The following is a 26,249-nucleotide window of genomic DNA, read 5'->3' as shown; positions in this document are numbered from 1 at the left end:
TTGGCGCTCTATCTATTGTTATAATTGTTCAAATAAAAATATCCTTTTCCCCGTCCCATTTAGTACCTTGACAAAATTCATCTACCCAAGAAGTTAGACTACGGGCATTAGTAGTTGGTAAATCTACTTTACTTTTAACATGTTCTAGTTGGATATTCGGATGTTTGCCGTTGCTCTTAACTTCGGTAGTAATTGCTAGCGATCGCACTGGTTTACCGTTGCTGTTAATCTCGGTGGTAATGGCCAACGATGCGCCTAAAGGGAGTCGCCCAGATGTCAATCGCAGTGTTTTGTCGTTGCTAGAAGCCTCGCTAGCTAATGCCACAGATGACATAGTTTTAGCTTTGCTGTTAACCTCAGTGGTCATTGTCAGCGATCGTTCTGAAGGGAGGCGTTCAAGGTGCGATGTCTGACGAAAAAATGCCAAGCAGCTATGTACTGGTTTCTGTTCGCTTAATAAACTGGAGCGTAGCTTGGCTGAGTGTGAAGTTTTTACGGGAGTATCTGGAGCAATTTTAGTGCCAAATACACCTAACAGCTCAGGTCTGTATGTGTCAAATACCTCAGTATTACCTGTAAAAAATGGCACTATTTGGTCGGCGCGTGGTAACTTCGAGTGTAAAGTCTTGGCAAGAGAATGAGGCGCAATTTTGCTGGCACTTACAACCGATGACATAAGTTTATCCTCAGAATGCTTCTCATCTGGCGACTCGCTTTCAGCTTGGCTTCTAGTCATAGAATGTTCTGATTTTATTAAACGTAACTCTTCATCAGGATTGAAGTTAAGACCTAAAGCGGCGACTATTTTATCTGGATCGTTATTCAGATCCAGCATAAAAGAAAGTATTTCATCAAACTGGGGTTCCAAAACAGACAGTGTTGCCAAAATAAAACCCGACAAAGGACGCCGCAGACCATCATAAGTGCCCCAAATTCGTATTTTGCCCAGCCAGGGAATATTTTGCTCGTAGTAAATCAGCCACTTTTGTTTTAGTTCTTGACGCAACTGCTGGATATTCATTGGATGCCTCACTTCAGTCAACAAGATTGCAGACCTTGATATTGAAAATTTAGCTTTATTTCTGGGGATGAAACCGATAATAGAGCATCTGTTTGACTCTTTGGCCACTTAGCAAATGATCTTCTACCAGTAAAGATACTTCATCGGGTTGAACGCTGCTATACCAAAGCATATCGGGTAATACCAGCACCATTGGCCCATTGCCACATTGTCCCAAACAGCTGCTAGCCGTTACCGTTACACCAGGGATTGGCAAAGCCGCAAAAGCTACTAAAACTCTGAGTAACCAGTTATACAAAAATAGTTCTTATCACTACGAGTCCGTATTTAACATCATCTGGCATTGTGCCCAAAATCTAACTTACCCAGATTTCTCCAAAGCAATCAACTAAACAATAAGCGCAGAGTTCTTCCTCTTCCTTTGCGTCCCTCTGCGCTTCCCTTAGCGTCCCTTTGCGTTAAAAAACAATTTCCTCCCTCATCCTCTCTTCCAACACATCCAATAACCCATCTACATCCTTCCCAGCTTGCTCAAAACAAATCGGTGGTGCTGGTTCCGGTATAAACTGAATTAACTTAATTTCACCCTTCCCAATCCCAATCATCACAACTTCCACTTCCGGCTGATGATTATCGACAATTCCCAAAATTTCCTGAAGTCGATTTTCAACTTGATTATTTAACTTCTCTATCTGCTCTTTCGGACAATAAACAAAATGTGGCGTTGGTTGTAAATCAATACCAACAGTACCCTGACTGTCACCATTTGCTAACCACAATCCCCAAAACAGCGCCGCCAATTCCTGCTGATTTGCTTTGACAAACTTATCCAACTGGCGACGCCATTTGTTATCACCTGATTCTGGTTGACTATTACCAAAGAACATAAATAATTCGTAATGAAGACACAAAACAATGCGCGGAAGTTATTTCAAACCCGACTGTACACGCCATAGACTAGAATAAATCCCATCTTTCTCCAGCAATTCCTCATGGGTTCCCGACTCTACTAATTTCCCATGTTCCATGACATAAACGCAATCGGCATTGCGGATAGTAGAAAGACGATGAGCGATCGCAATTGTAGTTCTATCGACTGTAATCCGTTCGAGCGATCGCTGGATTGCCGCTTCTGTCTCATTATCCACTGCTGAGGTCGCTTCATCTAAAATCAGAATGGGCGGATTTTTGAGAACTGCACGGGCGATCGCAATCCGTTGTCTTTGTCCACCAGATAACTTTTGTCCTCTTTCCCCCACAATTGTCTCATAACCTTCGGGCAATTCAATAATAAATTCGTGCGCCTCCGCCACCTTCGCCGCCGTGATAATTTCTTGCTCTGTAGTCTCAAAGCTGCCATAAGCAATATTCTCTGCTACAGTGCCATGAAATAGAAAGACATCTTGACTCACCAAACCAATGCAACGACGTAAATCTTGCAAATTCAAACTTTGCAAGTCAATGCCATCAAGAGTAATGCTTCCAGTTTGCACCTCGTATAACCGCAACAAAAGTTTGACTAAAGTACTTTTACCAGAACCCGTTGAACCGACAATTGCGATGGTTTTCCCCGCCGGAATATCCAAAGACAGATTTTTAATAACTGGAAATCTATCTTTATAGGCAAAATAAACATTTTTAAATTGGACTTCACCGCGCACTTCATCCACAGGTAATGCCACATCACCTGTATGAATAGCGATAGGAGTATCCAACAAATTCATGACTCGATTAGTCGAAGCCATTGCGCGTTGATATTGGTCAAAAGTTTCGCCTAACCTTGTTAAAGGCCACAGCAAGCGCTGGATTAAAAAAACTAAGACGCTGTAAGTACCTACAGACATTTTTTCAGAAACTACAGCCATCCCGCCATACAACAGTAATGCCGTGAAACCCACCAAAATCAGCATCCGAATTAACGGTACAAAAGCAGCAGAAAGAGTAATTGCTTTAGAGTTACTGCGGCGATAAGCATCACTATCTAATTCTAAACGAGATGCTTCATAAGTTTCGGCGGTGAAACTTTTAATAGTAGTAATTCCGCTAATATTGTTTGACAAACGCGAATTGAGAAAACCTACCTTTTCCCGGACATCAGCGTAGCGAGGCGCAAGTAATCGTTGATAAGCAAAGGAACCCCAGAGAATAAATGGCATCGGTGACAAAGCCATCCACGCTACACTAGGAGCCAAAATAAAGAAAGCAGCGCCAATAATCAGAACAGTTGCGGAAACTTGGATAATATCATTCGCTCCTCCATCCAAAAACCGCTCTAATTGGTTAATATCATCACTGAGGATAGACATTAAACCGCCAGTGCTGCGTTCTTCAAAATAAGCCAATTCCAACTCTTGTAAATGTTTATATGCATCCAAACGCAAGTCATGCTGAATATTCTGAGCCAAATTCCGCCAAAGTCGAGCGTAGGCGTACTCAAAAATAGATTCTAGTATCCAAATGATCACAGTCAGGAAGGAAATAATCAAAAGCTGTTGAAATACATCGCGTACCCCTAACTGGGCAATTATAGAATTCTGCTGCTTGACTACGACATCCACCGCCACACCAATTAAGCCAGGTGGTGCCAAGTCGAAAAATTTATTGAGGATAGAATAAGTAGTCGCCAGCCAAATTTGTTTATCATACTGGTGTCCATACTCAAGCAAGCGCTGGAGAGGATGCGTTGAATGTTTACGCCTTCTTGATACCCGATGAGATTTTAATACTGTAGTCACGGCTTTTTGCGGTTTCGTGCAGTTGATATTAACACAGAATAAAGTCCTGAGGAGCCAGTCTGTTGGAGAGCCTAATATTTGTGCTACAAAGCCTAAGCTTATTAAGAAATGAAAACAAAAAATCCAGGTTTTCAAGCATATTTTACGAAAAGAAGTAGGGATTTTTAGAATAGTGGGATAGGTTCTATCCAATCTCAAAATCCCCCAATTCCTTGGGGGATTTTGACTGCCTACTCCCAATCTCTTAAAATGTAAAAGTAGTCCGAAGTACACCTACAGTCGTAGTCTCATTGTTGCTGTTACCTTCTGGGTTAAAGAGAACAAACGCACCAGGGGTTATGCTGATATTATCGCTAACTTGAAGGCGGTAATAGGCTTCTAAATGGTAAGGAGTCGCCCGATTGTCGCCTGTGGGCGTAAGTTGAGCAGAACCACCAGCATCAGTACGGTAAAGGGGCTGACCAAAAAGAATCCCGGCAGTGTTTCCTGACTTGAATAAATCTCTGAAGTGAACTCCCACCATCCAACTTGTAAAGGTGGTGGAAGCATTCACGCTATTTGAAGCAGCATCAACAAATATTGCTGCACCGTAGCCAGATAATGCTATTTTGGGAGACAATCGCCATGTTACCGTACCGCCAACAGAGTTGAGTGTGAGCGGTGTTCCAACTGCAACCCCTGCTAAAGCACCGATATCACTACTAACTAATCCTGTAGCCAAAATATTGATTTCGTGATAACTGTGGGCATAGTTTAAACCAATATCCAGAGCAGGACTTGGCTTGAAGGTTAACTGTGTGGCAATAATACTACTACCACTAAATAAACCTGCTCCCAAAGGTGTAGTAGAAACTCCTGGTACTGCCTCACTAGCAGATTTTTCGGGTAAATTGGCATTTACACTGCCGTATAAAGCTCTTAAATCCAAATTTGGCGAAATATTAAAAATAAATCCCGCCGCCGATGCTAAACCAGTACCCGAAGTCCCACCAGAAACCCGTAGCACAGGATTCAAGCCGCCAAAACGAGAAATTGACTCTTGTCCTTCACCATAAAAAGGCGTAATTACTGGGAAAGCATCTGATGTCTCTGCCGCAGTTCCCGCAAACAAGGTTAATTTATTAGCGACGGGAAAGACATACAGCAATTTGTAAAGCTGAACACTGTTTGCGCCAACACTCGACAAAGTATTGACATTTAACCCCGGAAATTGCGGCTCAAAACTGGTACGAGCGCTACTTGCACTTAAAAGCGGCGCAGCTAATCCTAAACTTTGTTGCAGGCTACCCTGTCCATCGGCTCCACCCAAAAAGTTATAGGCTTGCAATCCAGTAATTAATGAATCTTTACCAGTAAAGCTAGTGGTGAGATTTAACCGCACTCTATTGACTAGGATGATGTTTGGGTCACTCTGATTACGAGCGCCACCGCTAGCACCAACACCAGCAATAATTACCTCCCCATTGAGTTTGGTCGTAGTAGAAAACCGATTTGCTTCTAGTTCTGCTGTGCGAGCTTCTACAGCATCTACTCGACCCCGCAATGTTGCCAATTCTGCCGCAAATTGTTCTTGTAATTTCTGCAACGTGGCTAAATCTTCTTTCTTGACCAAATCACCAGTTGCAGTCGCAATCAGTTCGTTGATTCGGTCTAAACAAGCATTTAAGCCAGCAGCAAATTCATAGCGAGTCATCGCCCGATTACCGCGATAGGTTTGATTGGGATAACCTGCGATACAACCATAGCGCTCGACTAAAGATTGGAGTGCCTGAAAAGCCCAATCAGTCGGCTGTACATCAGACAATTGGGATACGGATGTTACTTGTGCAAGTTTGTATGAGGTTGGAGATGAACTTGCAGGTTGTGGTATGATTGGCTGCCACAAGTTAACAGCAGAATCTACTCCTATATCTTGAATTTTTTGCTGTTGATTGACTGAGGGTAAGTTTTTTTGAGTTTCATTAGCTATAGCGATCAGCAATTTACTGGAGATATTATTTGTTAAATCGCTTTGATGAGAATCATTTTTTTGATAGCTGCCATCATCTTGATTAACAGCTACATTTTTATCTGCAATTTTTAAACCGGGAAGGGCTTGCACAGGTGATAACCCAGCAATTAAACATAATAATCCCATCCCACTAGCAGAAGCTAGTAGATATTTTGCCATGAGAACTCCTAACACTGATAAAATAGTGAAAAAATTCATTGCGATTTTCAAATGGATTGATAAGTAAATTTAAAGTAGATTTATAAAAAAATCTTATTAGCTTTAAATTTTGGATATCAGGATTTTTTTCTGAATTGACTTACCAGAACCTCAACTTATATCGCAAGTATTAAATTATAGTAAATACTATTTTTGGAAATAATTAACAACAAATGATATTGGTAGTTATTATAATTACTATTGACAAAATAGTATTTACATAAGTCTAATTTTGTGATATCGAATATAGTATTGAGCCGACATCCCCGACTCAATATCTACCAAAGAATAATTTACTCAAAAAAAATCAAGAGGCTGCGTGTCGGGGTTAAATCCCCGTTACAAAACGTAATTGCGAATTGGTTTAATTATCCACCGCCAAGGTAGCTTCATCTAAAACCAAAACGGGCGGATTCTTCAAGACTGCGATCGCTGCTACAAGTTAATAACAATATAATTTTGACTATTTTCAGAGATGTCTATAATAAAGGAGCTTTTCCCTCCAGGCTCTTTGAGGTTCCGGGTATGATGCTTAATTGCCCGGATATCATATGACATCTATCTGTCTATCAACAAATTGTCTATAAGAGTTGAAATGGAATATGGCAATATCTGATATCCTCCAAGAACCACAGCGTCTGGGTAGCTTATTTAGTGGACTGCGTGGCGATTTGACGGGAGGACTGACAGCAGCAGTGGTAGCCTTGCCTTTAGCTTTAGCCTTTGCGGTGGCAAGTGGAGTAGAACCAAAAGCTGGACTTTACACGGCTATTGTAGCGGGAATTGTAGCGGCAATTTTTGGTGGTTCCTCAGTCCAGATTACAGGGCCAACAGGTGCAATGGCTGTAATTTTGGTGGGAATTGTCGGCAAGTACGGCATTGAGAAAGTTTGGATTGCTGGGGTGATGGCTGGGATTATCCAGATTGCCTTGGGGGTTGCCAAACTTGGACAGCTAGTGAAGTTTATTCCCTATCCAGTGACGGCAGGCTTTACCAATGGTATTGCCGTGATTATATTTTGTGGTCAATTAAATAATTTCTTTGGCTTACAACTACCGCGTAGTGAACATTTTCTGCCAGGACTTTGGCAAAGTGTAACTCATGTAGAAGCTTTAAACTGGGCTGCTGTTGGGTTGGCAATGGTGGTGATTGCAACCACCGTTTTGTGGCCTAGAATCAATTCTACAATACCGGGTTCTTTAATGGGGTTGGTGTTGGCAACTGCGATCGCTTCTTATTTTCATCTGGCTGTACCTACAATTGGCAGCATTCCGCAATCTTTACCGATGCCCCACGGTATCCCCCACTGGAATAATTTTAGGTTGATTCGGGAACTGATTAATCCAGCTTTGGCTTTAGCAGCACTGGGAAGTATTGAATCGTTGCTATCGGCGGTAGTGGCTGATGGGATGACGGTGAGCGAAAAACACGATAGCGATCGCGAATTAATTGGTCAAGGATTGGCAAATATCATTGTGCCATTTTTTGGTGGTATTCCGGCAACAGGTGCGATCGCTCGGACTGTTATCAATGTCCGTTCTGGCGCTAAAACCCGACTATCTGGGGTAATTCACGGTGTAGCCTTAGCCATTATTATTTTAACTTTAGCACCCCTAGCAGCACAGATTCCTTTAGCAGCACTTGCTGGGATTTTGATGGTAGTTAGCGTGCGGATGATTGAGTGGAAAGCCATTGGTTTATTGATGCGTGCTACCTACTCTGACTTTGCTGTGATGATTCTCACCTGGCTAGTGACAATCTTGTTTGACTTAGTTCTGGCTGTAGAAGTGGGATTGATTGCAGCCGGAGCCTTGTTCATCAAACAGATGAGCGATTTAAGCCTAGTCAAAATACCTGAAACCGAAGTATTTCCTCCTGGTACTCCTTTGGAATTAGGTAAGGAAATTGCCGTTTATCGGGTAGATGGCCCCGTATTTTTTGGTGCTGCTGAACGTTTTGTTACCTTCCTCCGCCATCAACCGGAAGTCAAGTATTTAATTCTCAGGTTGCGGTTTGTGCCAAATATGGACACAACTGGGTTAGTAGCTTTAGAGGATATTTACCACGACTTGGAACGGCACGATTGCCGCTTAATTCTCACAGGTTTACAACCCGAAGTTAAACAACTACTAGAACGTTCAGGATTGTTAAAAATAATTGGGTTATCAAATTGTTTTGAAACAACGACAGATGCAATTTGCTCTATCTCTCCTCAGATTGAAGGATGTTCTCAACCGATAGCGGCTGATTTGAAAACCAAAGAATTGATGGAATTAAATGAATGACAATATTTTGCCAATCGTTGTGAGTTTAGTGTATCGCCAAATTCCAGGCTTAAGAGAAGTACAAAGGGTATTGTCACAAGAGGGATTCTTATGGGTGGAACCAATGGAAGTGAGTGTGCAAGCAGTGTCAGAACGATTGCGAACATTGCCAATTGAATTATTTGCTCAAAAACTTGAGCAAGTAATCCAAAGAATCAGTACTCAACCAAAAAATCAGGCAATTCCAGAGAATTGGCAGCCAGTATGTCAAAGTGCCCTTACTGCGTGGTCTATTTACCTGAAAATAGCTGTAAGTCAAAATCTGGAAATTCCCTCAAAAATGGCGATCGCTAATTTAACAAAATGCTACGCTGACCTTTATGATAACGATCGCAACAAGCAAAAATTTTACCTCGTTAAGTCAATGAAATGGATCTTAACTACTGCTCTGATTTTGATCAGCACTATCCAATATCCAGCACAAGCAACAGATCAAACTAAACAACCAGTCACTAATAAACAGCCTGCACAAGCAGTAAAAACACCTGCTTCACCTCAGCAACCTACCTCTAGTCCAGTTTTTATTTTGCCAAAAGCACCTGCTCGGTTAAGTCCTGTATCTGGGCGGAGAGCAGGAATGGGTAGTCGAGATAATTGCCCTGCGGTTCCAACCCCGCTCACCGCCTTAGTACCATTTCAAGAGGAACAAAAGGTTGCCGGACAGACAAATAAATCAATTATCGGGATTGTAGAGGGACTAACCACTTCTGAACGGCCTACGTTTTGGTTTTACATCCCGTACACTCAGGATTTGTCTAACTCAAGCGCTGAATTTAGCTTACAGGATAGCGCCGAAAATGATGTTTATAGAAATGCGATCGCGCTACCTTCAAAGCCCAGTATCATTGGTATTTCTCTCCCTAAGACTGTTGCTTCATTAGAAGTAGATCAGACATATCGCTGGTATTTAAAAGTACATTGTAAGCAAGAGCCAGGAAGTATTCCTCTGTATGTAGAAGGGGATATTAAAAGAATCAATTTAGATTCTCGTGTTATGCAACAATTAGAAGCAGCAACTAATCCTCGACAAAAGATTATAATCTATGCTGAAAAAGGGATTTGGTTTGATGCCTTAAATATGCTAGCACAAATACGCATTTCTCATTCTAATGATGCATCTGTTCAAGAAGATTGGCAAAGTTTATTGCAATCCATTAATTTAGATAATCTTGCTAAGGCTCCGATAGTAAATTTACCAACCCGCCAATAATTTAATATCCAGCAAAATATCTATAAGCCTAAATCTCTACAACCAATTACCAACTAGAACGTAGGGTGCCCAGTACATTGGACGTTTGTATTCGGGGGATTCAAGTAGTTTTAATTGAGCAAAACGTAAAGCTTCTGCCGTAGTTTTACCCTGCACTAACTGGCGGTAGAATTCATCAATAAACAAAGCTGTAGAGTTATCGCCAATTTCCCATAGGGAGGCTAAAGTACTCCGCGCACCAGCACGCAGGGCAACCCCTGCTAATCCCAATGCAGCTCGGTTATCTCCTGCTGCTGTTTCGCAAGCACTCAAAACAAGCAATTCAATTGGCTCTGTGCGTTTTTGCTCTCTACTTTTGAGCAAGCTATCTAATTCACTTACATTGATGCGTCCATCAGCAGCTAAGATGAAAGTGTCTTTAGCTTTAGAGCTAAATTGACCGTGAGTTGCCAAGTGAACAACTCTAAAAGGTTGAGCGTTGATGGTTTTTTCTAAAGTCGTACTGGTAAAGTTTTTATCCAATAATGTAGTTGTCGATACGCCTGATTCCTGAATTAATTTCAGTTCAACCTTAACGTTGGGAAGCGGTGCAAACTTTTCGTTTTTGGGTGGTTGCGATAGTCCTCCAAGCAGGGCATTTAATTTTTTATGTACCAGAGGTTTAGGAGTAAATAGTTGCAGTCCGGGGCTAATAACTACAGAGTAGTTTTGGACTAAATACTCTTTGCCATCATATAATGCAGACATCGGTATATTTCGCAATAACCCGTCTGGGATAAAGACTAGAGTATTCACTTTACTATTTTTGAGGTCTGTTTCGACTGGTTTAATTAACCAGTTATAAAGCTGTTGAGAAACTGCTTGAAATTGCTGATGAGCATCGGGTTCGACTATTGTCTCTCGTATTTTTGTAATAATTTGCTCTACTTGCTGATGGTTGACTTTAGAAGTTTTATGTATCAACGGTTGCTTGGGAAGTTTGATAATAATTTCTAACTGCTTATCTAGGATAATCGGATATAAAATAGCAGTATTCGGGTTGTCTCGATCTACTACTTTGTCCAATACCACAGATTGGTTGCTCAAGCAAGCTTCTCGGAAAAAGTTGTCGAGTTCTGCAAGTTGTAAGGCTTCCATTCGCTGACGTGCTTTATCTAAATCAGGCTTTCCTTGTCCTTTCTCTTGTAAAATTAACTCTACAGACTGCCGATAAAGCGGTTCTATGCGATCGCGAAAATTAAACTGCACCTCTCGATTAACCGCAACTAAATCGCTGCGAAGAGATTGAAGAGTTGTGACAGCAGCATCATAAGCAGATATGGCGGCTGGGATATTTCCCTGTGCTTTGAGTAAGCGTCCTAACTGCCACTCAAGGCGATAAGCTATATCTGAGGCATCAATTTTTTGAGCCATAAACAACGCTTGCTGCGTCAAATCTTGTGCTTCTTGCAATTGTTGGTTCTGCTCGTAAACTTCTCCCAAGCTGCCTATTGCATAGGATTCGGCACGTTCATCGCCGATTATTTTGGCTAGGTGAACGCTACTTCCCAGAATCTCTGCAATGTCTTTTTTGTTACTAATTGTCGTCAAAGTCTGAGCAAAATTGATCCGTGCATAAATACCAGCTTGATTGGTAGGCAGATTCGGGACTTGAGATTGGATTGTGGGTATTAATGATTTTGCTTCCGTGATTCGTTCGTTTTCGACCAGCAAACTCAGCTGATTAATCAGGGCTTGAACTTTGGCCAGAGGGTTTGGTGCAATTTGGGCAGCATTTTCATAATGAGCGATCGCACCTTTAATATTACTTAACGACCTAGCAGTATTACCGAGGCTAAATTCCGTCAAACTAATTTCTAGAGGCAGTTGCAGACGTTGAGCGATTTCTAAGCTTTGTTGTAAGATTTTCTGGGATAACTCAAGTTCGCCTGATTGTTGTAAGACATTACCAAGCGATCGTAAAGCTGTTACTTTTACAAGAGAGTCAGGTTGAGCTTGTAACTGTCGGGAGACTTGATTCAATATATCTAAGCTACGGCGGTAAAAACCAGCAACTCGTAGGGCTTGTGCTTGGTTAACACGGCTGTGCGTTACTCCAGCATTGTCACCTAATTTCTTCCAGATTTGCTCTGCTTGTTGTGATGTTTTCACAGAAGCATCAGTTTGTCCCTGTGCTAGTTGCAATTCCCCCTGAATATTTAGAGTTTGTGCAAGAATTTCTAACAATTCAGACTTTGGATTGTTGACATTTAACTTTTGATTTATCTCATCCCAGCCAAGTAAATTTAAGCTATTATCAATAGTTGCATCAGCTTCTTTCCACGAGCCGAGTTGCTGATATACAAGAGAGAGGTTAGTCAGCGCTGCGGCTTGTGCGAGGTTATTGCTTTCTCGTTGAGAAGTACGGACAGCTTGTTGTAAAATAGCCACTGCTTCAGTAAAGCGTCCAGCTTGATAAAGTGCTTCTCCTTGCTGAAGAAGTGGCTGTGGTGTTGCAGATGGGGGTTGATTGGTTTGGATGTCAAACCCGTTTGGTGAATTTGCTTTTTGTTGTTTAGCAAATGTGCTAGGGATAATAGTCAGGAAAACAGCAAGGGTAAATAGGACTACGGGAGTTACGGCAAATTTAATTACTCGCTTTGGCAGCTGAAGTTTTGCCATATTTCACACCTCCCTGAGATACAGGACAGGAAGCAGGTGTTTGCCAAGGGCTGTGGGGGTTGAGTTGAGGAACTTGTGCTACTAGTTCTATATTTCCATTGCGATCAATTACCCAGCCAGAAGCTTCCACTATTTGAGTAGCAGCAATTTTGGGAGTAGTTGAAATTGCTGTTACTTGTGGTTCAATTGTTGTGTTTGCCGAGTTTTCTGGTTTTGATTTTAATCTCACCCAGGCAGACACAGTACTTGAATCTTGTAATGGTTCAGTGGGACTAATCGGTAGTCCGCCGCGTCCTGTTGCCACAAATGTATTTTGGAATTGCCGAGTTCCAGGTGTGCAGGCATTGGAAATTTGCCTAGAAGCATCAACTAGATTAGTGGGGAGTTCGACTAAGCCGCGACTGGGATCTACATCAGGTGTATTAATTTGTACCGTGCCATTGATTCCCAATTTAGAACTGGCAGTGATGTCACTTTGAGGGGTTTGCTGTTTCTGGGGTTGAATACCAAAGACGGCTTGCGCTCTAATCTTGATCTTACCCCCTTGACCCTCGAAGGCATTGGCTGTGATGTCGCTATTTTCATTCAAGATTGCAACAAGAAAGCCATTAGGGGCGTTGATGGTGATGTTACCGCCATCGCCACCACCACTTGCAGATCCAGCAGTAGTGGAGATTTGACTACTATTGCCACGGCGCAGCAGCAGTAATTTTCCCACATTCAGTGTGATATTGCCACCCTTACCTGCTGATGCAGATTCAGCCGTAATTCTTCCCTGGCTGTTCAAATAGATAAACCCTGCTGTGGCTTCAATATTGCCTGCATTTGCTGACCCAGTACTGTTAACAATTAGACCACTGGCAGCGCCTGTTCCTCTGATGTCGTTAGCAACTAATGGATTGTTGTTGGGAAATTTGGCAATGCGATCGTTGTAGTTTATATCTGTCCCAGAGATAGTCAACCGATCTGTGGCTTTGACAAAGATATCGCCTGCTTGTCCCTTACCAGATGTTGTGGATACCAATTGTCCACCATTGATTGCTTCAAAAGTGTTAGTGGCATTCACCCTGATAATGCCACCTTGTCCATCCCCATTGGTGCGGGCGCTCAAAGCCGCTCCATCTGAAATTCGGAATGTCTGAGTATCAATGATAATGTCGCCTGCCTTACCAGTTGTGTTGGTACTGGTGAATAACCCACTGGGTAGGCCACTACTGGGAACGCTGCCTGAGATATCAACAACGTCAGCATTAACCTTGATATTTCCGGCGTTCCCCTGTCCTTGAGTGCTGTCTTTAATTATACCGCCGTTTTTTAGCAATAAAGAACCTGTTTTGATTTTAAGGGTTCCACCTGAACCTATGCCCCCTGGTTGCACACCTAAAGTAATTCGGGCTGATTCCCCTTTTTGAGCATAAGTCTCTTCTGTAGTAAGTAAGATGGTACCTTTGATATCTAAATTGATATCTCCCCCTTTTCCTTGTGCGGTTCGTTCTACATCCGCATCTATTGCAGCATTATTCTTCATGAAGAGATGTTCAGCTTGAATCTTAATGTCACCACCTTTGCCTACAGATCCAGATCCCGCAACGCTTGCTAACCCAGTTAAGTATTGATCCACGTCCTGATCCTCCAAGGAAACTGTATCGCTGGCAGTAATATTGACTGTACCCCCATTCCCTTGTCCAAAGGTGCTGGTTGATAGTAAAGCGTTATCAGTTAAGAAGAGTGAGTCAGCGGTGATGTTAATGTCTCCTCCTTTACTTGAACCATAAGTATCCGTGCTGATGTAGCCGTTAACCCGGACTTCTCCATTTTTACTAACCAGGGTAATATCTCCACCACGAGCTAGTTTATCAGACGAGTTAATATAACCCGTGGTAATGTTACCTAAAGCAGTAAAAACAATTGTTCCTGCACGCCCAGTTCCATTTAAACCTTGGCGAATTTGGGATGTGATAGCTTTTTTAGTTGTATCAATAGCTCCTGCAAGACTTCTGAGTGTGATGTCTCCGCCATTGCCAGTACCCCCTGCTTCTGAGTTCATACCGCCCGTGGTAATATTGCCATTGGCAGTGAAGGCGATCGCGCCACCTTTTCCGGCACTATCAACAGGAGAGTATGAGTAAGAGAACAAATCGCCAATGGTAATGTTGCCGTTGTTAGATTCAAGGTTAATTACACCCCCATTTACTGCACTGCCAAAACGAGAGTCTGAGGAAGAGTCAAAATGGCCAGTGGTAATGCCGTTAGCGGCTTTTAAGCTAATCGCGCCCCCATTTTCTGTACTGCCGGATTTCGAGTAAGAGTAAGAGTAAGAGTAAGAGTAAAAACCAGCACTGGTAATGCTGCCGTTAGCAGTTTCAAGGCTGATGTTGCCTCCATTTGCCGTATTGCCAGAATCAGAACGCGAGTAAGAGAACAAACTATTAGTAGTAATGTTGCCGTTGGTAGCTTTTAAGCTAATGTCACCTCCATTATTCGCGCCATTAATTGTAACCAAGTCTTGTCCATTGGTTTCAATCGCCCCAGCACTGTTAATAGCGATCGCGCCCCCATTAGTACTAATGTTCTGAGTACTCACATCCCCGGATGCCGCCGACAAGTCAACTATTCCCCCAGCCCCATTAAACTGCTCTAAGCGCAGATTTCTACCTAGCGTAATTCCCTCTGGCACAGTTCCACTACTAAACGCAGGTACTCTACCAGAATTGACACCACCATAAGCTAGAGTATTCTGCCCAGAACGCATAATTAACGCCGTACTTTTGCTTAAAGTTACAGTATCTTGTCCAGCAGGTAAAGTGCTAGTATCCGGTCTAGTAATATTTATATCACCCTGAAAGCGAATATTTCCCTTGCTTTCAACTAACAACGATGCCCCTGTATAGTTAGCTGCAACATCCACATCGCCATTACTGCTGATTATTGGATCATAAAGGCTCACAAAGTTTGCTAATCCCCCCGATACACTCCTGAGCGAAAAATTCCCACCACTCTTCAAACGAGCATCAAGAGAAATAATTCCATCACTAATTAAGCTAAAATCACCCCCACTCACAAACGATGTCAGCGTTGGGTGATTCAGCGCCAGAATATCAATTCCTTGATTTCCTGCAATTGTGAAATTACCACCTGCTTGAGCTAAAAACGGAGTTGTCACACTGTCTCGCACCCGAACTGTATCAGTAGCTCGCAGTGTTAAATTTCTTCCTGCTTTTAGCTGTCCCTGCAAATCAAGTTTGTCAGCTACTAGTGTCAAGTCTTGTGGGGATACTAAGTTTCCGGTGTTGGTAATAGTTGCCCCTGGCTGACTTGCTGCATACTGCAACCCAGGTGTAATATTCACTGTTAATAATGGCAGTGCTTGGGGATTAGTAGCACTAAATTTACTCCCATTAGGAAACTTGAAACTGCTTGCCGTAGTTGCAGAAAATGAGCCGCCAATGTCTAACCGGGCATTTTGTCCAAAAATAATACCATTGGGATTGAGCAGGAATAAGTTAGCTTTACCGTTAGCACGAATTAAGCCATCAATATTAGAAATTGACTTACCTGTTACTCGTGTCAGGATGTTCTGAATATCCAGTGCATTATTGAAGAAAGCAGTACTGCCATTGGGAACAGAGAATTCCTGAAAGCTGTGGAACAGATTACCCCCTCTTGTGGTTCCACCCTCAATAATCCTGGTATTACCTTCTAATTTCACATTGGAATTATTTGGCAGAGTGCCGTCTGGGGTGATTTGAGCGACTGAGATATTTGCATGTAAAGCGATGAACCCACTCCCAATCGCAATTCCTAGACCTTGTAACCAGTCCAAACGCGCAGTTTTAAAAGACATTGCACTCTCCTATAGAAAAGGAAATTTAGCTTGTCAGCCTTAATTAAGAGTAGAAATCAGGACTTACGCATTGACAAAAAGTGCAGTAAAGAAACAAGGAAAAAACAGGCGATGCCTACAGTATTTACAGCGTTTTTCAGGTAAATGAAGTACAAAGGTAGGGGCACAGCAGTGCTGTGCCCTTAAGATAATCTGTACCTCACGCCTTTTATCCTCGAACATCTCAAACAGAAAGTGGGCTTGAATGCACGTAGTCAGTTTCTTGTCAATGCGTAAGTCTTGTAAGTGTTAGGACAATCAACTTATGCACAAGAGAGGATATTACCAAATTTGCGTTACTGAATCAAGTGAAGAAAATCATGTCACTGCTACCAATTAAAAATTAGAAGGGAAAGCCAGACAAAAACGCCTGATTTCTAACGGTGAATAGAATCATGTCACTCCTACCAATTAAGAATTAGAAGGCGAAGGCAAAAAAACCTCTGATTCTCAACAGTGAATAAACCAACCTCACTGCTACCAATTAAGAATCAGAAGGTTCAGCTAAAAACCTCTGATTCTCAGCCGTGAATAAACCAACCTCACTGCTACCAATTAAGAATCAGAGGAAAGGCAAACAAGCTTAACCTTCAGTTACAAACACAATCTGAAACTCAGGAGAAAAAAAATGTCTAACATCAACAACCAAACCCAAGACTTTTACAGCATCAAAGGTGTGCAAGACCTTTCCCATGAAACTGCTGCTGCTGTTTCTGGCGGTGCTGCATTGGAACTCTACGATAACGACAATTTTGGGAATCTGTTAGTGCAGACAAACGAAGGTACTGGAAATGTGGGCAACGATGTAAATGACCGTGTTACCTCGATTGTAGTCAACGAGGGTACTTGGAGATTCTTCACAGATTCTCAATTTAGGGGTGTTTCTGCCGATTTGGGACCAGGACGTTATGCAAATATTGGTCTTGGTATAATTCCTAATGATTCAATCTCATCCTTCGAGAGGATCGGGTAGGTTGAGCTAACACTTTCAACGATCCGATTTTTGTCTAGAGGCCAAAGCTGCTTCAGAGTAGAATGGCACGCTTGATAACGTGAAACTCTTACTATGACGGTATGTAGGGGAGGAGTTAACTTATTAACTGGTCTTATCTAGTTCTTAATTCTTCCTCTTACATTTAATTATCCTGCCGCCGTTATAGGGATTTTTGCCCAATGGAAAGCTGCCTTAGAGTATACATTTCTGAGGCAGTATTAACAATGTTCAGCTATCAGTTACTTAATATCAATAACTTCAGTTAGCAGTTATTCACTTTTGACTGATAACTGTTCATTGTTTACTTACTTTAATCATAAAACCAGGACTTAGGCACTGTACGAAATGGCTATTATGTGCATAACGATTGGTTCAGAACACAAGTCCCTTAGTTCAAAACACAAGTCTGTTGGTTCAGAACACAAGTCCGTTGGTTCAGAACACAAGTCCGTTGGTTCAGAACACAAGTCCGTTGGTTCAGAACACAAGTCCGTTGGTTCAGAACACAAGTCTGTTGGTTCAGAACACAAGTCTGTTGGTTCAGAACACAAGTCTATTGGTTCAGAACACAAGTCTATTGGTTCAGAACACAAGTCCGTTGGTTCAGAACACAAGTCCGTTGGTTCAGAACACAAGTCCGTAGCGATGTCTACGACGGGCTATTCGGCGTCGCATTTGTAAAGCCACCATCACCCGGTTAAAATCGACAGACAATACTCTGAGACAACCAAATATCCTTATTCACATAATAGACAATTTGTATACTGCGTAAGTTCTATAAACAATGAAATACAACAGCGTATTGCAACACAGTGAGGAAGACTGTGGTGCAGCAAGCCTTGCCACAGTTTCCAAACACTACGGACGCACCTTTGCCCTCAACCGGGTGCGAGAAGCAGTGGGCACAGGTTTGCGGGGAACCACACTACTAGGTTTGAGACGGGGAGCAGAAACTCTAGGATTCCATGCTCGTCAAGTCCAAGCCACTCCAGAAGTACTAGAGAAATTAAATGAACTTCCCTTGCCCGCCATCATTCACTGGAAAGGCTACCACTGGGTGGTATTTTACGGGCTAAAGGGGAAAAAATGTATTATCTCTGATCCCGCAGTTGGTATCCGTTATCTCACCTTAAAAGAGTTAATGGCGGGTTGGAGTGATGGTGTGATGCTGCTACTGATGCCAGACGACAGCCGCTTCTATGAGCAATCAGAAGATAAAATTGGCGGTTTTGGGCGCTTCATTGCCCGGATATTACCCTATCGTAACCTTCTGATTCAGGCGATCGCAATTAACTTTGCGATCGGGCTGTTGTCCCTCGCCTCCCCTTTAATGATGCAACTCCTCACCGATGACGTGCTAGTGCGGGGAGATACCCAACTGCTAACAACGGTGGCAATTGGCGTTATTGCCATGAACCTAATTCAAAATGCCATTGGTTTAGTACAATCTCACCTGATTGGTCATTTTGGTCAACGGTTGCAATACGGGCTAATTCTAGAATACGGTCGAAAACTGTTACGCTTACCTTTATCATATTTTGAAGCGCGTCGCAGTGGGGAAGTCGTTAGCCGGATTGCTGATGTTCATACCATCAATAGTCTAGTTTCCCAAATTGTTCTTGGTTTGCCCAGTCAATTTTTTGTAGCTCTGGTTTCCTTGGGTTTCATGATCTTCTATAGTTGGGAACTGACTCTAGCTTCCCTCGCCGCCTTTGTCATCGTCACAGGAGTCAACCTGCTTTTTCTTCCCGCTTTGCGCCGTAAAACCCGCAGTCTCATCGTTAAAAGTACGGAAAATCAAGGCTTTTTAGTCGAAACCTTTCACGGTGTTCAAGTCCTCAAAACCACCCAAGCTACAGATCAAGCTTGGCAAGAATATCAGACAAATTTTGGTCGCATTGCTAACTTAGGCTGGACTACGATGAAGTTAGGGCTTTATAGCAGCACAGTCACTAGTATTCTTTCCAAATTGACGAGTATTGGCATCCTCTGGTTAGGTTCTAGCTTGGTGATTAATCAGACATTATCCATCGGTCAACTGCTGGCGTACAGTGGTATGAGTGGCAGCTTTCTTGGCTTTTTATCGTCAGTAGTCGGGCTAATTGATCAATTTATCACTGCTCAAATTGTCGTTCAACGCTTGACAGAAGTCATAGATGCTACCCCAGAAGATGAAAATGACTTTAAAAAACCTTGGGCAGAAATTCCTGGCAATGCAGATATTACTTGTTCTCAAGTTAACTTTCACCATGCTGGTAGAACTGACCTGTTAGAAAATTTTTCTTTAACTATCCCTGGTGGTCGAGTAATAGCTTTAATCGGTCAATCTGGCTGTGGTAAAAGTTCCCTTGGCAAATTAATTACTGGCTTATACAAAGTGCAATCTGGTAATATTCGTTATGGCTTATACAACCAGCAAGACTTATCTTTAGAATGTTTGCGGCAGCAAGTAGTATTAGTTCCCCAAGAACCTCATTTTTGGAGCCGTTCGATTGTTGATAATTTTCATTTCAGTTATCCCAATATTAGTTTTGAAGAGATAGTCAAAGCTTGTCAGATTGCTGGTGCAGATGAATTTATTAGTAAATTACCCGATAAATATCAAACTGTTTTAGGCGAATTTGGTGCAAATCTTTCTGGCGGACAAAGGCAGAGGTTAGCTATAGCTAGAGCAATTGTTACTGACCCACCTGTATTAATTTTAGATGAATCTACAGGCGCTCTTGACCCAGTAAGTGAAACGAAAGTTTTGGATAGATTACTTAATCACCGTCAAGGCAAAACCACAATTATGATTAGCCACCGTCCTCAAGTTATCAAACGGGCTGATTGGATTGTGTTGCTTGAAGATGGACACCTAAAAACTCAAGGCACTCCAGAAGAATTACGTCATATTCCAGGAGAGCATTTAAGCTTTATTAATGAGATTTATCCTTCTGGGAATGGTTTTAAATCTTCTTTAGTTATTCGGAACTAGTTATATCATGTCCACTTACTTATTAAACCAGAAGAACCCCACCCCGCCAAAGCTATGCTTTGTCTCCCCTCCCCGCAGGCGGGGAGGGGTTCTTTTATTATGGGTAATTTGCCGGACATGATATTATTGAACATTTCACATATACTCAGCATTTATGATTAGCCGCGTAGGTTGGGTTGAGGAACGAAACCCAACATTAACCCAACATTTGGGCAGGTTTGTTGGGTTTCGCAAAGTCTCAACCCAACCTACAATTTTCCTTAACCAAAGCGTATTTAAATATACTCAGCACTTATGATTAGTAACTCTCAAACCAATTTTTTACCCCCAGTTCAAGACAACGATTTTCTTCCACCAATTAGCCGTTGGACTACATTTGGCGGACTATTTATCGTGTTTGTATTGTCGTTAGCTATTCCTGTGGCTGCGGTTGTTAAATATAAAGTTACTGTCAAAGGACAAGCTGTTGTCCGTCCTGCCGGTGAATTGCCAATTGTGCAGGCTGCAATAGAAGGACAGGTAATGCAGATTTATGTCAAAGAAAATCAAACGCTGCAAAAAGGAGATATAATTGCCACTATTGATGACTCTCGACTGCAAACCAAAAAAACCGAGCTGCAAACCAATATTCAACAAGCTAGGTTACAACTAATTCAAACCGTTCCTCAAATTAATGCAATAGATAGTCAAATTCGGGCTGAAAGCGATCGCGCTAATCGGACTATCGCCTCTGCGAAAGCTGAATTGAAGGGACGCGATCGCGATCATCAAGACAAAAAAATTACCACTATCACTGAAGTCCAAGAAGCAGAAGCCAACATCAAAATAGCCCAAGAAGAATTATATGCAGGGCAAGCACAGTTACAATCAGCACTAGCTAATCTTTACGCTACTGAAGCTGCTTTAGGAGCAGCGACATCAAAACAGAACCGATATGACAGTGCTGCTAAACAAGGGGCATTATCCCGCGATCAACTAGAAGAAGTACAGCTGGCTGTGAAACAGCAACAACAAGCTGTACAGGCGCAAAAAGCAACTTATAAAGCCCAAGAAAAAACAAATGAACGGCTAAAACAAGCTGTTTTAGGGGCTATTGCTAGGCGATCTCGCGCTCAAGTAGCTCTCAACCCAAGCAATGCAGATGTAGCAATGGCAACTGAACACATTGCTCAAGAAAAAGCCTCTGGGGAAGTGAACAAAGCAACCTTAGAAAGAGAACGTCAAATACTCCTCAAGGAGAAAATTGAAACTGAAAAACAATTAGAGCGCCAAGAGAACGAACTCAAGCAAGCTGAAATCGACCTGAAGCAAACTACTATTACCGCTACAGCAGACGGGATTATTTCCAAGCTAAATTTGAGAAACCCCGGTCAAACTGTACGTGTAGGGGAGGAAGTTGTCCAAATTGTTCCCAGTCATGCACCTTTAGTTATCAAAGCAGCGATCGGATCTGAGGCTAAAAGTAAGGTAAAAATTGATCAAGAAGTGCAAATGCGAGTCACAGCTTGTCCTTATCCCGATTATGGCACTCTCAAAGGCAAAGTGAAAGCGATCGCTCCAGATGCTATTAGTTCGCAAAAAGATGATACAAATGCTGATACAAATTCTACCCCAAAAGCAACTGCTGTAGGTGCTTTTTACGAAGTCACAATTGAGCCAGAAAAACTTGCATTAGGTCGCACTACAAAGAAATGTCAAATTCAATTGGGTATGGATGGCAGAGTTGATATTATTAGCCGCGAAGAAACTGTACTGCAATTCTTGCTCCGTAAAGCAAGGTTGATAGCGGATTTGTGATGTTTACGAACATTTCAATGAAAGTCTTGTGGGGTGGGCATCTTGTCCGCCATAATTATGCAAGTTAAATGTGGAACAGCTTAGTTTTACATTACTCAACTAAGGAAACCCCATGATTTTTCGCAGTACAGAACCAAATATCTCTATCCCTGAACAGCCCCTAACGGAAATTGTCTTGCAACGAGTGATAGAATTTCCTGACAAACCAGCGATGATTGACGGGCTAACTGGTCGAACGATAACTTATGGAGAACTAGCAGACTCAATTAGGAAAGTAGCTGCTGGTTTTGCTGCGAGGGGTTTTTCTAAAGGGGATGTAGTTGCTATTTATAGTCCTAACTGTCTAGAATATCCAATCGCTTTTCAGGCGATCGCTAGTTTAGGTGGAGTTAGCAGTACGGCAAATCCATCTTATACAGCTAGCGAACTGGCATATCAATTAAATGATGCTGGTGCTAAATATTTGCTGACAGTACCGGAACTGCTAGAACGCGCATTAGAGGCCGCTAGTCACTCAAAAGTTGAATCAGTATTTGTGTTTGGTAACGCTGCGGGTGCAATCCCATTTTCTGTACTTTTAGAAGATTGTGACTCAGTACCAAAAGTACAAATTAATCCCAAAGAAGACGCGGTTGCTTTGCCCTATTCTAGTGGCACAACTGGTTTGCCTAAAGGTGTCACACTGACACACTATAATCTAGCAGCCAATGTGTACCAACTTTCAAACCGCGAGTTGATAAGTTCAGCAGATACAATTATTGGCATTCTCCCATTCTTTCATATCTACGGACTGCAAATTTTCTTAAACTATAGCCTTTATTGCGGTGCTACCGTAGTTGTGATGCCGCAATTTGATTTAGAGACTTTTTTGAGACTAGTGCAGAAGTATAAAATTACTCGCGCTCATTTAGTACCTCCGATAGTCTTAGCCTTAGCAAAACAACCAATAGTAGATAAATACGACCTTTCTAGCTTAAAGATAATTACCTGTGCAGCTGCTCCACTGGGTAATGAACTGACCTGGGAATGCGAACAGCGTTTAAATTGTGTCGTCAAGCAAGCCTACGGTTTAACAGAAACCAGCCCAGTAACGCATATCAACCCTGACGAACGTGAAAAAATCAAACCCGGTTCTGTTGGTCCCTGCATGAGAAATACTGAATGTCAAATTGTAGATATTGAAACAGAGAAACGCTTGGGTTGCCATGAGCAAGGGGAGCTATGGATTCGCGGTCCGCAAGTGATGAAAGGGTATTTAAATAACCCTGATGCGACGGCAAAAGTAATTGATGCTGATGGTTGGTTTCACACTGGTGATATAGCTTATGTAGATGAAGATGGTTATTTTTACATAGTTGACCGGATTAAAGAGTTAATTAAATACAACGGATATCCAATTGCGCCAGCAGAATTAGAGGCTGTATTGTTATCCCATCCAGCGATCGCTGATGCTGCTGTCATTCCCAGTCCACATCCAAGTACGGGTGAAGTTCCTAAAGGTTTTGTTGTCCTCAAAAGCAAAGCTACTACTGGGGAAATTATGGAATTTGTAGCAGGACTTGTTGCACCACATAAAAGAATTCGTCGGTTGGAAATTGTCGATAAAATCCCCAAATCAGCTTCTGGTAAAATTTTGCGTCGGCTTTTAGTGCAACGAGAAATAGCAAATATAGGAGAAAAACCACCAGAACCTCAATTGACCCAAAATTTGCAGTTGCTTCAACAATTAGCATCATCTGACGAAACAAAACGCCAAGAACTTTTGGTTAACTACATTAGAGAAAAAGTTGTCAAAGTTTTAGGGTTAGATGAATCCCAATATCTAAATTTACAAAAGCCATTAAATGAAATGGGTCTAAATTCTCTGAGCAATATCGACCTGAAAAACCGGATTGATACCGAAATTGGTGTAAACTTACCTATAGAAAATTTGCTGGCAGGGTCAAATATTCATCAATTGGTAAATTTATTGCTTGAAGAATTAACATCAAAAAGCATTGCGACTAATGATGTCATAGATTTAGAAGCTGAGGTGATTTTAGACCATGCAATCTACCCAGAACATAATTATGACTCATTTATTACCGAACCAAGAGCTATTTTCTTTACAGGAGCGACGGGATTTTTGGGAGCTTTTTTACTGCAAGAGCTTCTACAACAAACTCAAGCTGATATTTATTGCTTAGTTCGTGCTACTGATAATGATTCTGCTCAAATTAAAGTGCAAAATAACTTAGAATATTATGGTATTTGGCAAGAGGTTTTTCGGAGCAGAATTATTCCGGTTTTAGGCGATTTATCAAAATTTAATTTGGGTTTGTCAACCGAATATTTTCAAAAGATTGCTAGTAAAATTGATGTAATTTATCATAGTGCAGCTTGGCTAAATTATGTTTATCCCTATGAGGCTTTAAAACCTAGTAATGTTTTGGGAACACAAGAAATTTTCCGATTGGCAAGTTTTGGTAAAGTTAAACCAGTACATCATATTTCTACCGTTGCTGTTTTTGAGTCATCTTTTTATTTTGGAAAAACAGTTAGCGAATCAGACCCACTTGCTCATAGCTCTGGAATGAAACTTTCCTATTCTCAAAGTAAATGGGTTGCAGAAAAATTAGCTACTATTGCACGCTCGCGAGGTATTCCCGTTTCTATCTACAGACCACCCTTCATTTCCGGTCATAGTCAAACAGGTGCTTGGTATACAGATGATGTTATTTGTCGAATGATTAAAGGTTGCATCCAAATGGGAAGCATGGCTAGTATAACTGATATATTAGATTTATCTCCTGTTGATTATGTCAGCAAAAGCATTGTCTATTTATCAAGACAACGCGAAGCTCTTGGTAAATCTTTCCATTTAAACAATCCTCAACCTATTTCTTGGAATCAGCTAACTGATTTTATTCGTTCTTTAGGCTATCCCATTAAGCATATTTCTTATCAAAATTGGCAGTCACAGCTTAGTAACCAAGCTCGCTCGCAATCAAATCCTTTATATCCTCTTTTGCCTTTCTTTCTCAAAAATTCTCCAGAGCATCAACAAGCTAGAGAACCGGAAATTAGCTGTAAAGCAACGCAGACCGCACTGGCAGAAAGTTTGATTATCTGTCCTCCGGTAGATACTAAATTGCTGAATACTTATTTTGACTACTTTATTCGTAGCAGTTTTTTGGATGCGAAATGATGAACATCGAACTTTCAAGAAACACAATAGAAACTATAAAATCTCGCATGGCAGCCAGGATGGTACAGATGCCTTAGTTTCAGACACTACACACTAGACCTCTTGCAAAAGTCCCCTCTCGAAGAGCGGGGAGACAAAGCGTAGCTTTGGCGGGGTGGGGTTCTTATTTCTGATTTATGCAAGAAGTCTACTATTTAAGAAAGCGATACTTTCGTAGGAGGCAAGCCTGGCGCTAGATGGTTAAGCCTGTTCTATCAAATTTGGTGCAGAGTAGCAGAATAAATTAAGCGTTTTCTCGATCTTCCACTCTTATTTTCTCATCCAAAAACTTTAGCTGCTGGTATATACAGCTAATCTGCGGTAAATCCACACCAGAGGAATGCGCTTTCCGCAATGGGTTCCCAAAAATTGCTTCTACTTCCAAAGGCCGCCTTTGGTCGTAGTCAATTTTCATGCTGGTACGATAAGGCTTCATCTTCACGGTGTAATCCAGCATTGTTTGAATGAAGCTATCAGGAATGATGCGTCCGCAACTTTTGGAACCTGCTGCAACTTCATACATCAACTGTTCAACTAATTTGCGGGTGTGGACATAGGACATTAATTCATCTGTTCTAGCGTTGAGAATTACAGACAGTCCATTATATGGAATATTCCACACCAATTTTTTCCATCGCCCTAGTAATAAGTCTTCAGCTAATTCCATTGAAATACCAGCACTCTTGAAGTCATTGGCAATTTGCTGCATCTTATCTGTAATCCCAGTAGAATCATAGCCAGAAGCATATCCTCCTAGTGTAATTTGTCCATAGTCGAGGTGGCGGATATGTCCTGCTTCGACTTTATTGGAACAGAGAAAACACAACCCACCAATGATGCTGACATTGCCAACTATTTTGGCAACTTCTTCTTCCACCCCCAGTCCATTTTGCAATACCAACACTACCCCATCATCCCTGACGAGTGGCGGTAAAATCTGCGGCAATAAATGGTTTTGGGTCGTTTTTAGTGCTACCACCACCACATCGCATTGTGGCATTTTTTCTACATCATTGTAGGCATTAACTTGAGTCAGGGTGAAATCACCATCAATTGACTCAATAACCAAACCAGATTTACTGACATATTCATAATCACTCTTCAGCAGAAAGTGGACATCTAAACCAGCTTTTTGCAGTTTGGCACCATAAAAGCCACCTAATGCACCAGTTCCTAGAATGGCGTAACTACGCTCGGACATTTTGCTAACAA

General features: G+C 41.8%; 15 protein-coding genes and 2 pseudogenes. 9 read left to right on the top strand and 8 right to left on the bottom strand.

What is annotated here, in order from left to right:
* Window positions 1-28 precede the first annotated feature (28 nt).
* The gene (locus V7K31_RS25720) at window positions 29-1,021 is read right to left on the bottom strand and encodes a DUF5331 domain-containing protein (protein WP_335097992.1); all 993 of its coding nucleotides are present in this window, start codon (window positions 1,019-1,021) and stop codon (window positions 29-31) included.
* Window positions 1,022-1,076: 55 nt separating this feature from the next.
* Window positions 1,077-1,301, bottom strand: a pseudogene (locus V7K31_RS25715) ((2Fe-2S) ferredoxin domain-containing protein); the annotation flags it as partial.
* Between V7K31_RS25715 and V7K31_RS31975 the strand changes: the two are divergent.
* On the top strand, window positions 1,222-1,413 hold the full coding sequence (locus V7K31_RS31975) for a hypothetical protein (protein ID WP_442941377.1): 192 nt from the start codon (window positions 1,222-1,224) through the stop codon (window positions 1,411-1,413). The pseudogene V7K31_RS25715 and the gene V7K31_RS31975 sit on opposite strands and share 80 nt — an antisense overlap.
* A 66-nt stretch (window positions 1,414-1,479) precedes the next feature.
* Here V7K31_RS31975 and ccmS read toward each other — a convergent pair whose 3' ends face one another.
* From ccmS to V7K31_RS25700, 3 genes are all read right to left on the bottom strand, one after another.
* On the bottom strand, window positions 1,480-1,908 hold the full coding sequence (gene ccmS / locus V7K31_RS25710) for a beta-carboxysome assembly chaperone CcmS (protein ID WP_335097990.1): 429 nt from the start codon (window positions 1,906-1,908) through the stop codon (window positions 1,480-1,482).
* Window positions 1,909-1,947: 39 nt separating this feature from the next.
* Window positions 1,948-3,756: an ABC transporter ATP-binding protein gene (locus V7K31_RS25705; RefSeq protein WP_335097988.1), complete on the bottom strand. Its 1,809-nt coding sequence runs from the start codon at window positions 3,754-3,756 to the stop codon at window positions 1,948-1,950.
* Between the two features lie 244 nt (window positions 3,757-4,000).
* Entirely contained in the window at window positions 4,001-5,926 is a 1,926-nt protein-coding gene (locus V7K31_RS25700) for an iron uptake porin (RefSeq protein WP_335098299.1), read from the bottom strand.
* 641 nt (window positions 5,927-6,567) lie between these two features.
* Here V7K31_RS25700 and V7K31_RS25695 point away from each other — a divergent pair.
* The 3 genes and pseudogenes from V7K31_RS25695 (at window position 6,568) to V7K31_RS25685 (ending at window position 9,499) form a co-directional block, all read left to right on the top strand.
* A complete protein-coding gene (locus tag V7K31_RS25695; protein WP_335097986.1) occupies window positions 6,568-8,250 on the top strand; it encodes a SulP family inorganic anion transporter in 1,683 nt (560 codons plus the stop codon).
* 4 nt (window positions 8,251-8,254) lie between these two features.
* Window positions 8,255-8,518: pseudogene (locus tag V7K31_RS25690) on the top strand (IS4 family transposase); the annotation flags it as partial.
* Window positions 8,519-8,569: 51 nt separating this feature from the next.
* Entirely contained in the window at window positions 8,570-9,499 is a 930-nt protein-coding gene (locus V7K31_RS25685; protein ID WP_335098296.1) for a DUF928 domain-containing protein, read from the top strand.
* Window positions 9,500-9,535: 36 nt separating this feature from the next.
* Here the strand turns inward: V7K31_RS25685 and V7K31_RS25680 are convergent, their stop codons facing one another.
* Window positions 9,536-12,160 (bottom strand): CHAT domain-containing protein, encoded by a 2,625-nt coding sequence (locus tag V7K31_RS25680; RefSeq protein WP_335097984.1) that lies wholly within the window; start codon window positions 12,158-12,160, stop codon window positions 9,536-9,538.
* Entirely contained in the window at window positions 12,126-16,004 is a 3,879-nt protein-coding gene (locus V7K31_RS25675; RefSeq protein ID WP_335097982.1) for a two-partner secretion domain-containing protein, read from the bottom strand. The genes V7K31_RS25680 and V7K31_RS25675 overlap by 35 nt, the downstream gene beginning before the upstream one ends.
* Window positions 16,005-16,671: 667 nt before the next feature.
* Between V7K31_RS25675 and V7K31_RS25670 the strand changes: the two genes are divergently transcribed.
* From V7K31_RS25670 to V7K31_RS25650, 5 genes are all read left to right on the top strand, one after another.
* On the top strand, window positions 16,672-17,016 hold the full coding sequence (locus V7K31_RS25670) for a beta/gamma crystallin-related protein (RefSeq protein ID WP_335097980.1): 345 nt from the start codon (window positions 16,672-16,674) through the stop codon (window positions 17,014-17,016).
* Window positions 17,017-17,391: 375 nt separating this feature from the next.
* Window positions 17,392-17,718 (top strand): hypothetical protein, encoded by a 327-nt coding sequence (locus tag V7K31_RS25665; protein WP_335097977.1) that lies wholly within the window; start codon window positions 17,392-17,394, stop codon window positions 17,716-17,718.
* 103 nt (window positions 17,719-17,821) lie between these two features.
* Window positions 17,822-20,014: a peptidase domain-containing ABC transporter gene (locus V7K31_RS25660; protein ID WP_335097974.1), complete on the top strand. Its 2,193-nt coding sequence runs from the start codon at window positions 17,822-17,824 to the stop codon at window positions 20,012-20,014.
* A gap of 294 nt (window positions 20,015-20,308) precedes the next feature.
* Window positions 20,309-21,811 carry an HlyD family efflux transporter periplasmic adaptor subunit gene (locus V7K31_RS25655; protein ID WP_335097971.1) on the top strand — a complete coding sequence of 501 codons (1,503 nt, stop codon included), beginning with the start codon at window positions 20,309-20,311 and terminating at the stop codon, window positions 21,809-21,811.
* 112 nt (window positions 21,812-21,923) lie between these two features.
* A complete protein-coding gene (locus V7K31_RS25650) occupies window positions 21,924-24,998 on the top strand; it encodes a thioester reductase domain-containing protein (RefSeq protein ID WP_335097969.1) in 3,075 nt (1,024 codons plus the stop codon).
* Between the two features lie 283 nt (window positions 24,999-25,281).
* Here V7K31_RS25650 and V7K31_RS25645 read toward each other — a convergent pair whose 3' ends face one another.
* A complete protein-coding gene (locus V7K31_RS25645; protein WP_335097966.1) occupies window positions 25,282-26,238 on the bottom strand; it encodes a putative 2-dehydropantoate 2-reductase in 957 nt (318 codons plus the stop codon).
* Between the last annotated feature and the right edge of the window lie 11 nt (window positions 26,239-26,249).

The organism is Nostoc sp., from assembly GCF_036917675.1.
Taxonomy (GTDB): domain Bacteria; phylum Cyanobacteriota; class Cyanobacteriia; order Cyanobacteriales; family Nostocaceae; genus Nostoc.
This window is presented reverse-complemented; position numbering and strand designations above follow the sequence as displayed.

What these genes read in the sequence shown, in the direction of transcription:
- V7K31_RS25720 (WP_335097992.1), bottom strand. Translation starts at nt 1,021, where the DNA reads ATGAATATCCAGCAGTTGCGTCAAGAACTAAAACAAAAGTGGCTGATT.
- V7K31_RS25680 (WP_335097984.1), bottom strand. Translation starts at nt 12,160, where the DNA reads ATGGCAAAACTTCAGCTGCCAAAGCGAGTAATTAAATTTGCCGTAACT.
- V7K31_RS25675 (WP_335097982.1), bottom strand. Translation starts at nt 16,004, where the DNA reads ATGTCTTTTAAAACTGCGCGTTTGGACTGGTTACAAGGTCTAGGAATT.
- V7K31_RS25655 (WP_335097971.1), top strand. Translation starts at nt 20,309, where the DNA reads ATGATTAGTAACTCTCAAACCAATTTTTTACCCCCAGTTCAAGACAAC.
- V7K31_RS25660 (WP_335097974.1), top strand. Translation starts at nt 17,822, where the DNA reads ATGAAATACAACAGCGTATTGCAACACAGTGAGGAAGACTGTGGTGCA.
- V7K31_RS25645 (WP_335097966.1), bottom strand. Translation starts at nt 26,238, where the DNA reads ATGTCCGAGCGTAGTTACGCCATTCTAGGAACTGGTGCATTAGGTGGC.
- V7K31_RS25670 (WP_335097980.1), top strand. Translation starts at nt 16,672, where the DNA reads ATGTCTAACATCAACAACCAAACCCAAGACTTTTACAGCATCAAAGGT.
- V7K31_RS25665 (WP_335097977.1), top strand. Translation starts at nt 17,392, where the DNA reads ATGTGCATAACGATTGGTTCAGAACACAAGTCCCTTAGTTCAAAACAC.
- V7K31_RS25695 (WP_335097986.1), top strand. Translation starts at nt 6,568, where the DNA reads ATGGCAATATCTGATATCCTCCAAGAACCACAGCGTCTGGGTAGCTTA.
- V7K31_RS25685 (WP_335098296.1), top strand. Translation starts at nt 8,570, where the DNA reads ATGGCGATCGCTAATTTAACAAAATGCTACGCTGACCTTTATGATAAC.
- V7K31_RS25700 (WP_335098299.1), bottom strand. Translation starts at nt 5,926, where the DNA reads ATGGCAAAATATCTACTAGCTTCTGCTAGTGGGATGGGATTATTATGT.
- ccmS (WP_335097990.1), bottom strand. Translation starts at nt 1,908, where the DNA reads ATGTTCTTTGGTAATAGTCAACCAGAATCAGGTGATAACAAATGGCGT.
- V7K31_RS25650 (WP_335097969.1), top strand. Translation starts at nt 21,924, where the DNA reads ATGATTTTTCGCAGTACAGAACCAAATATCTCTATCCCTGAACAGCCC.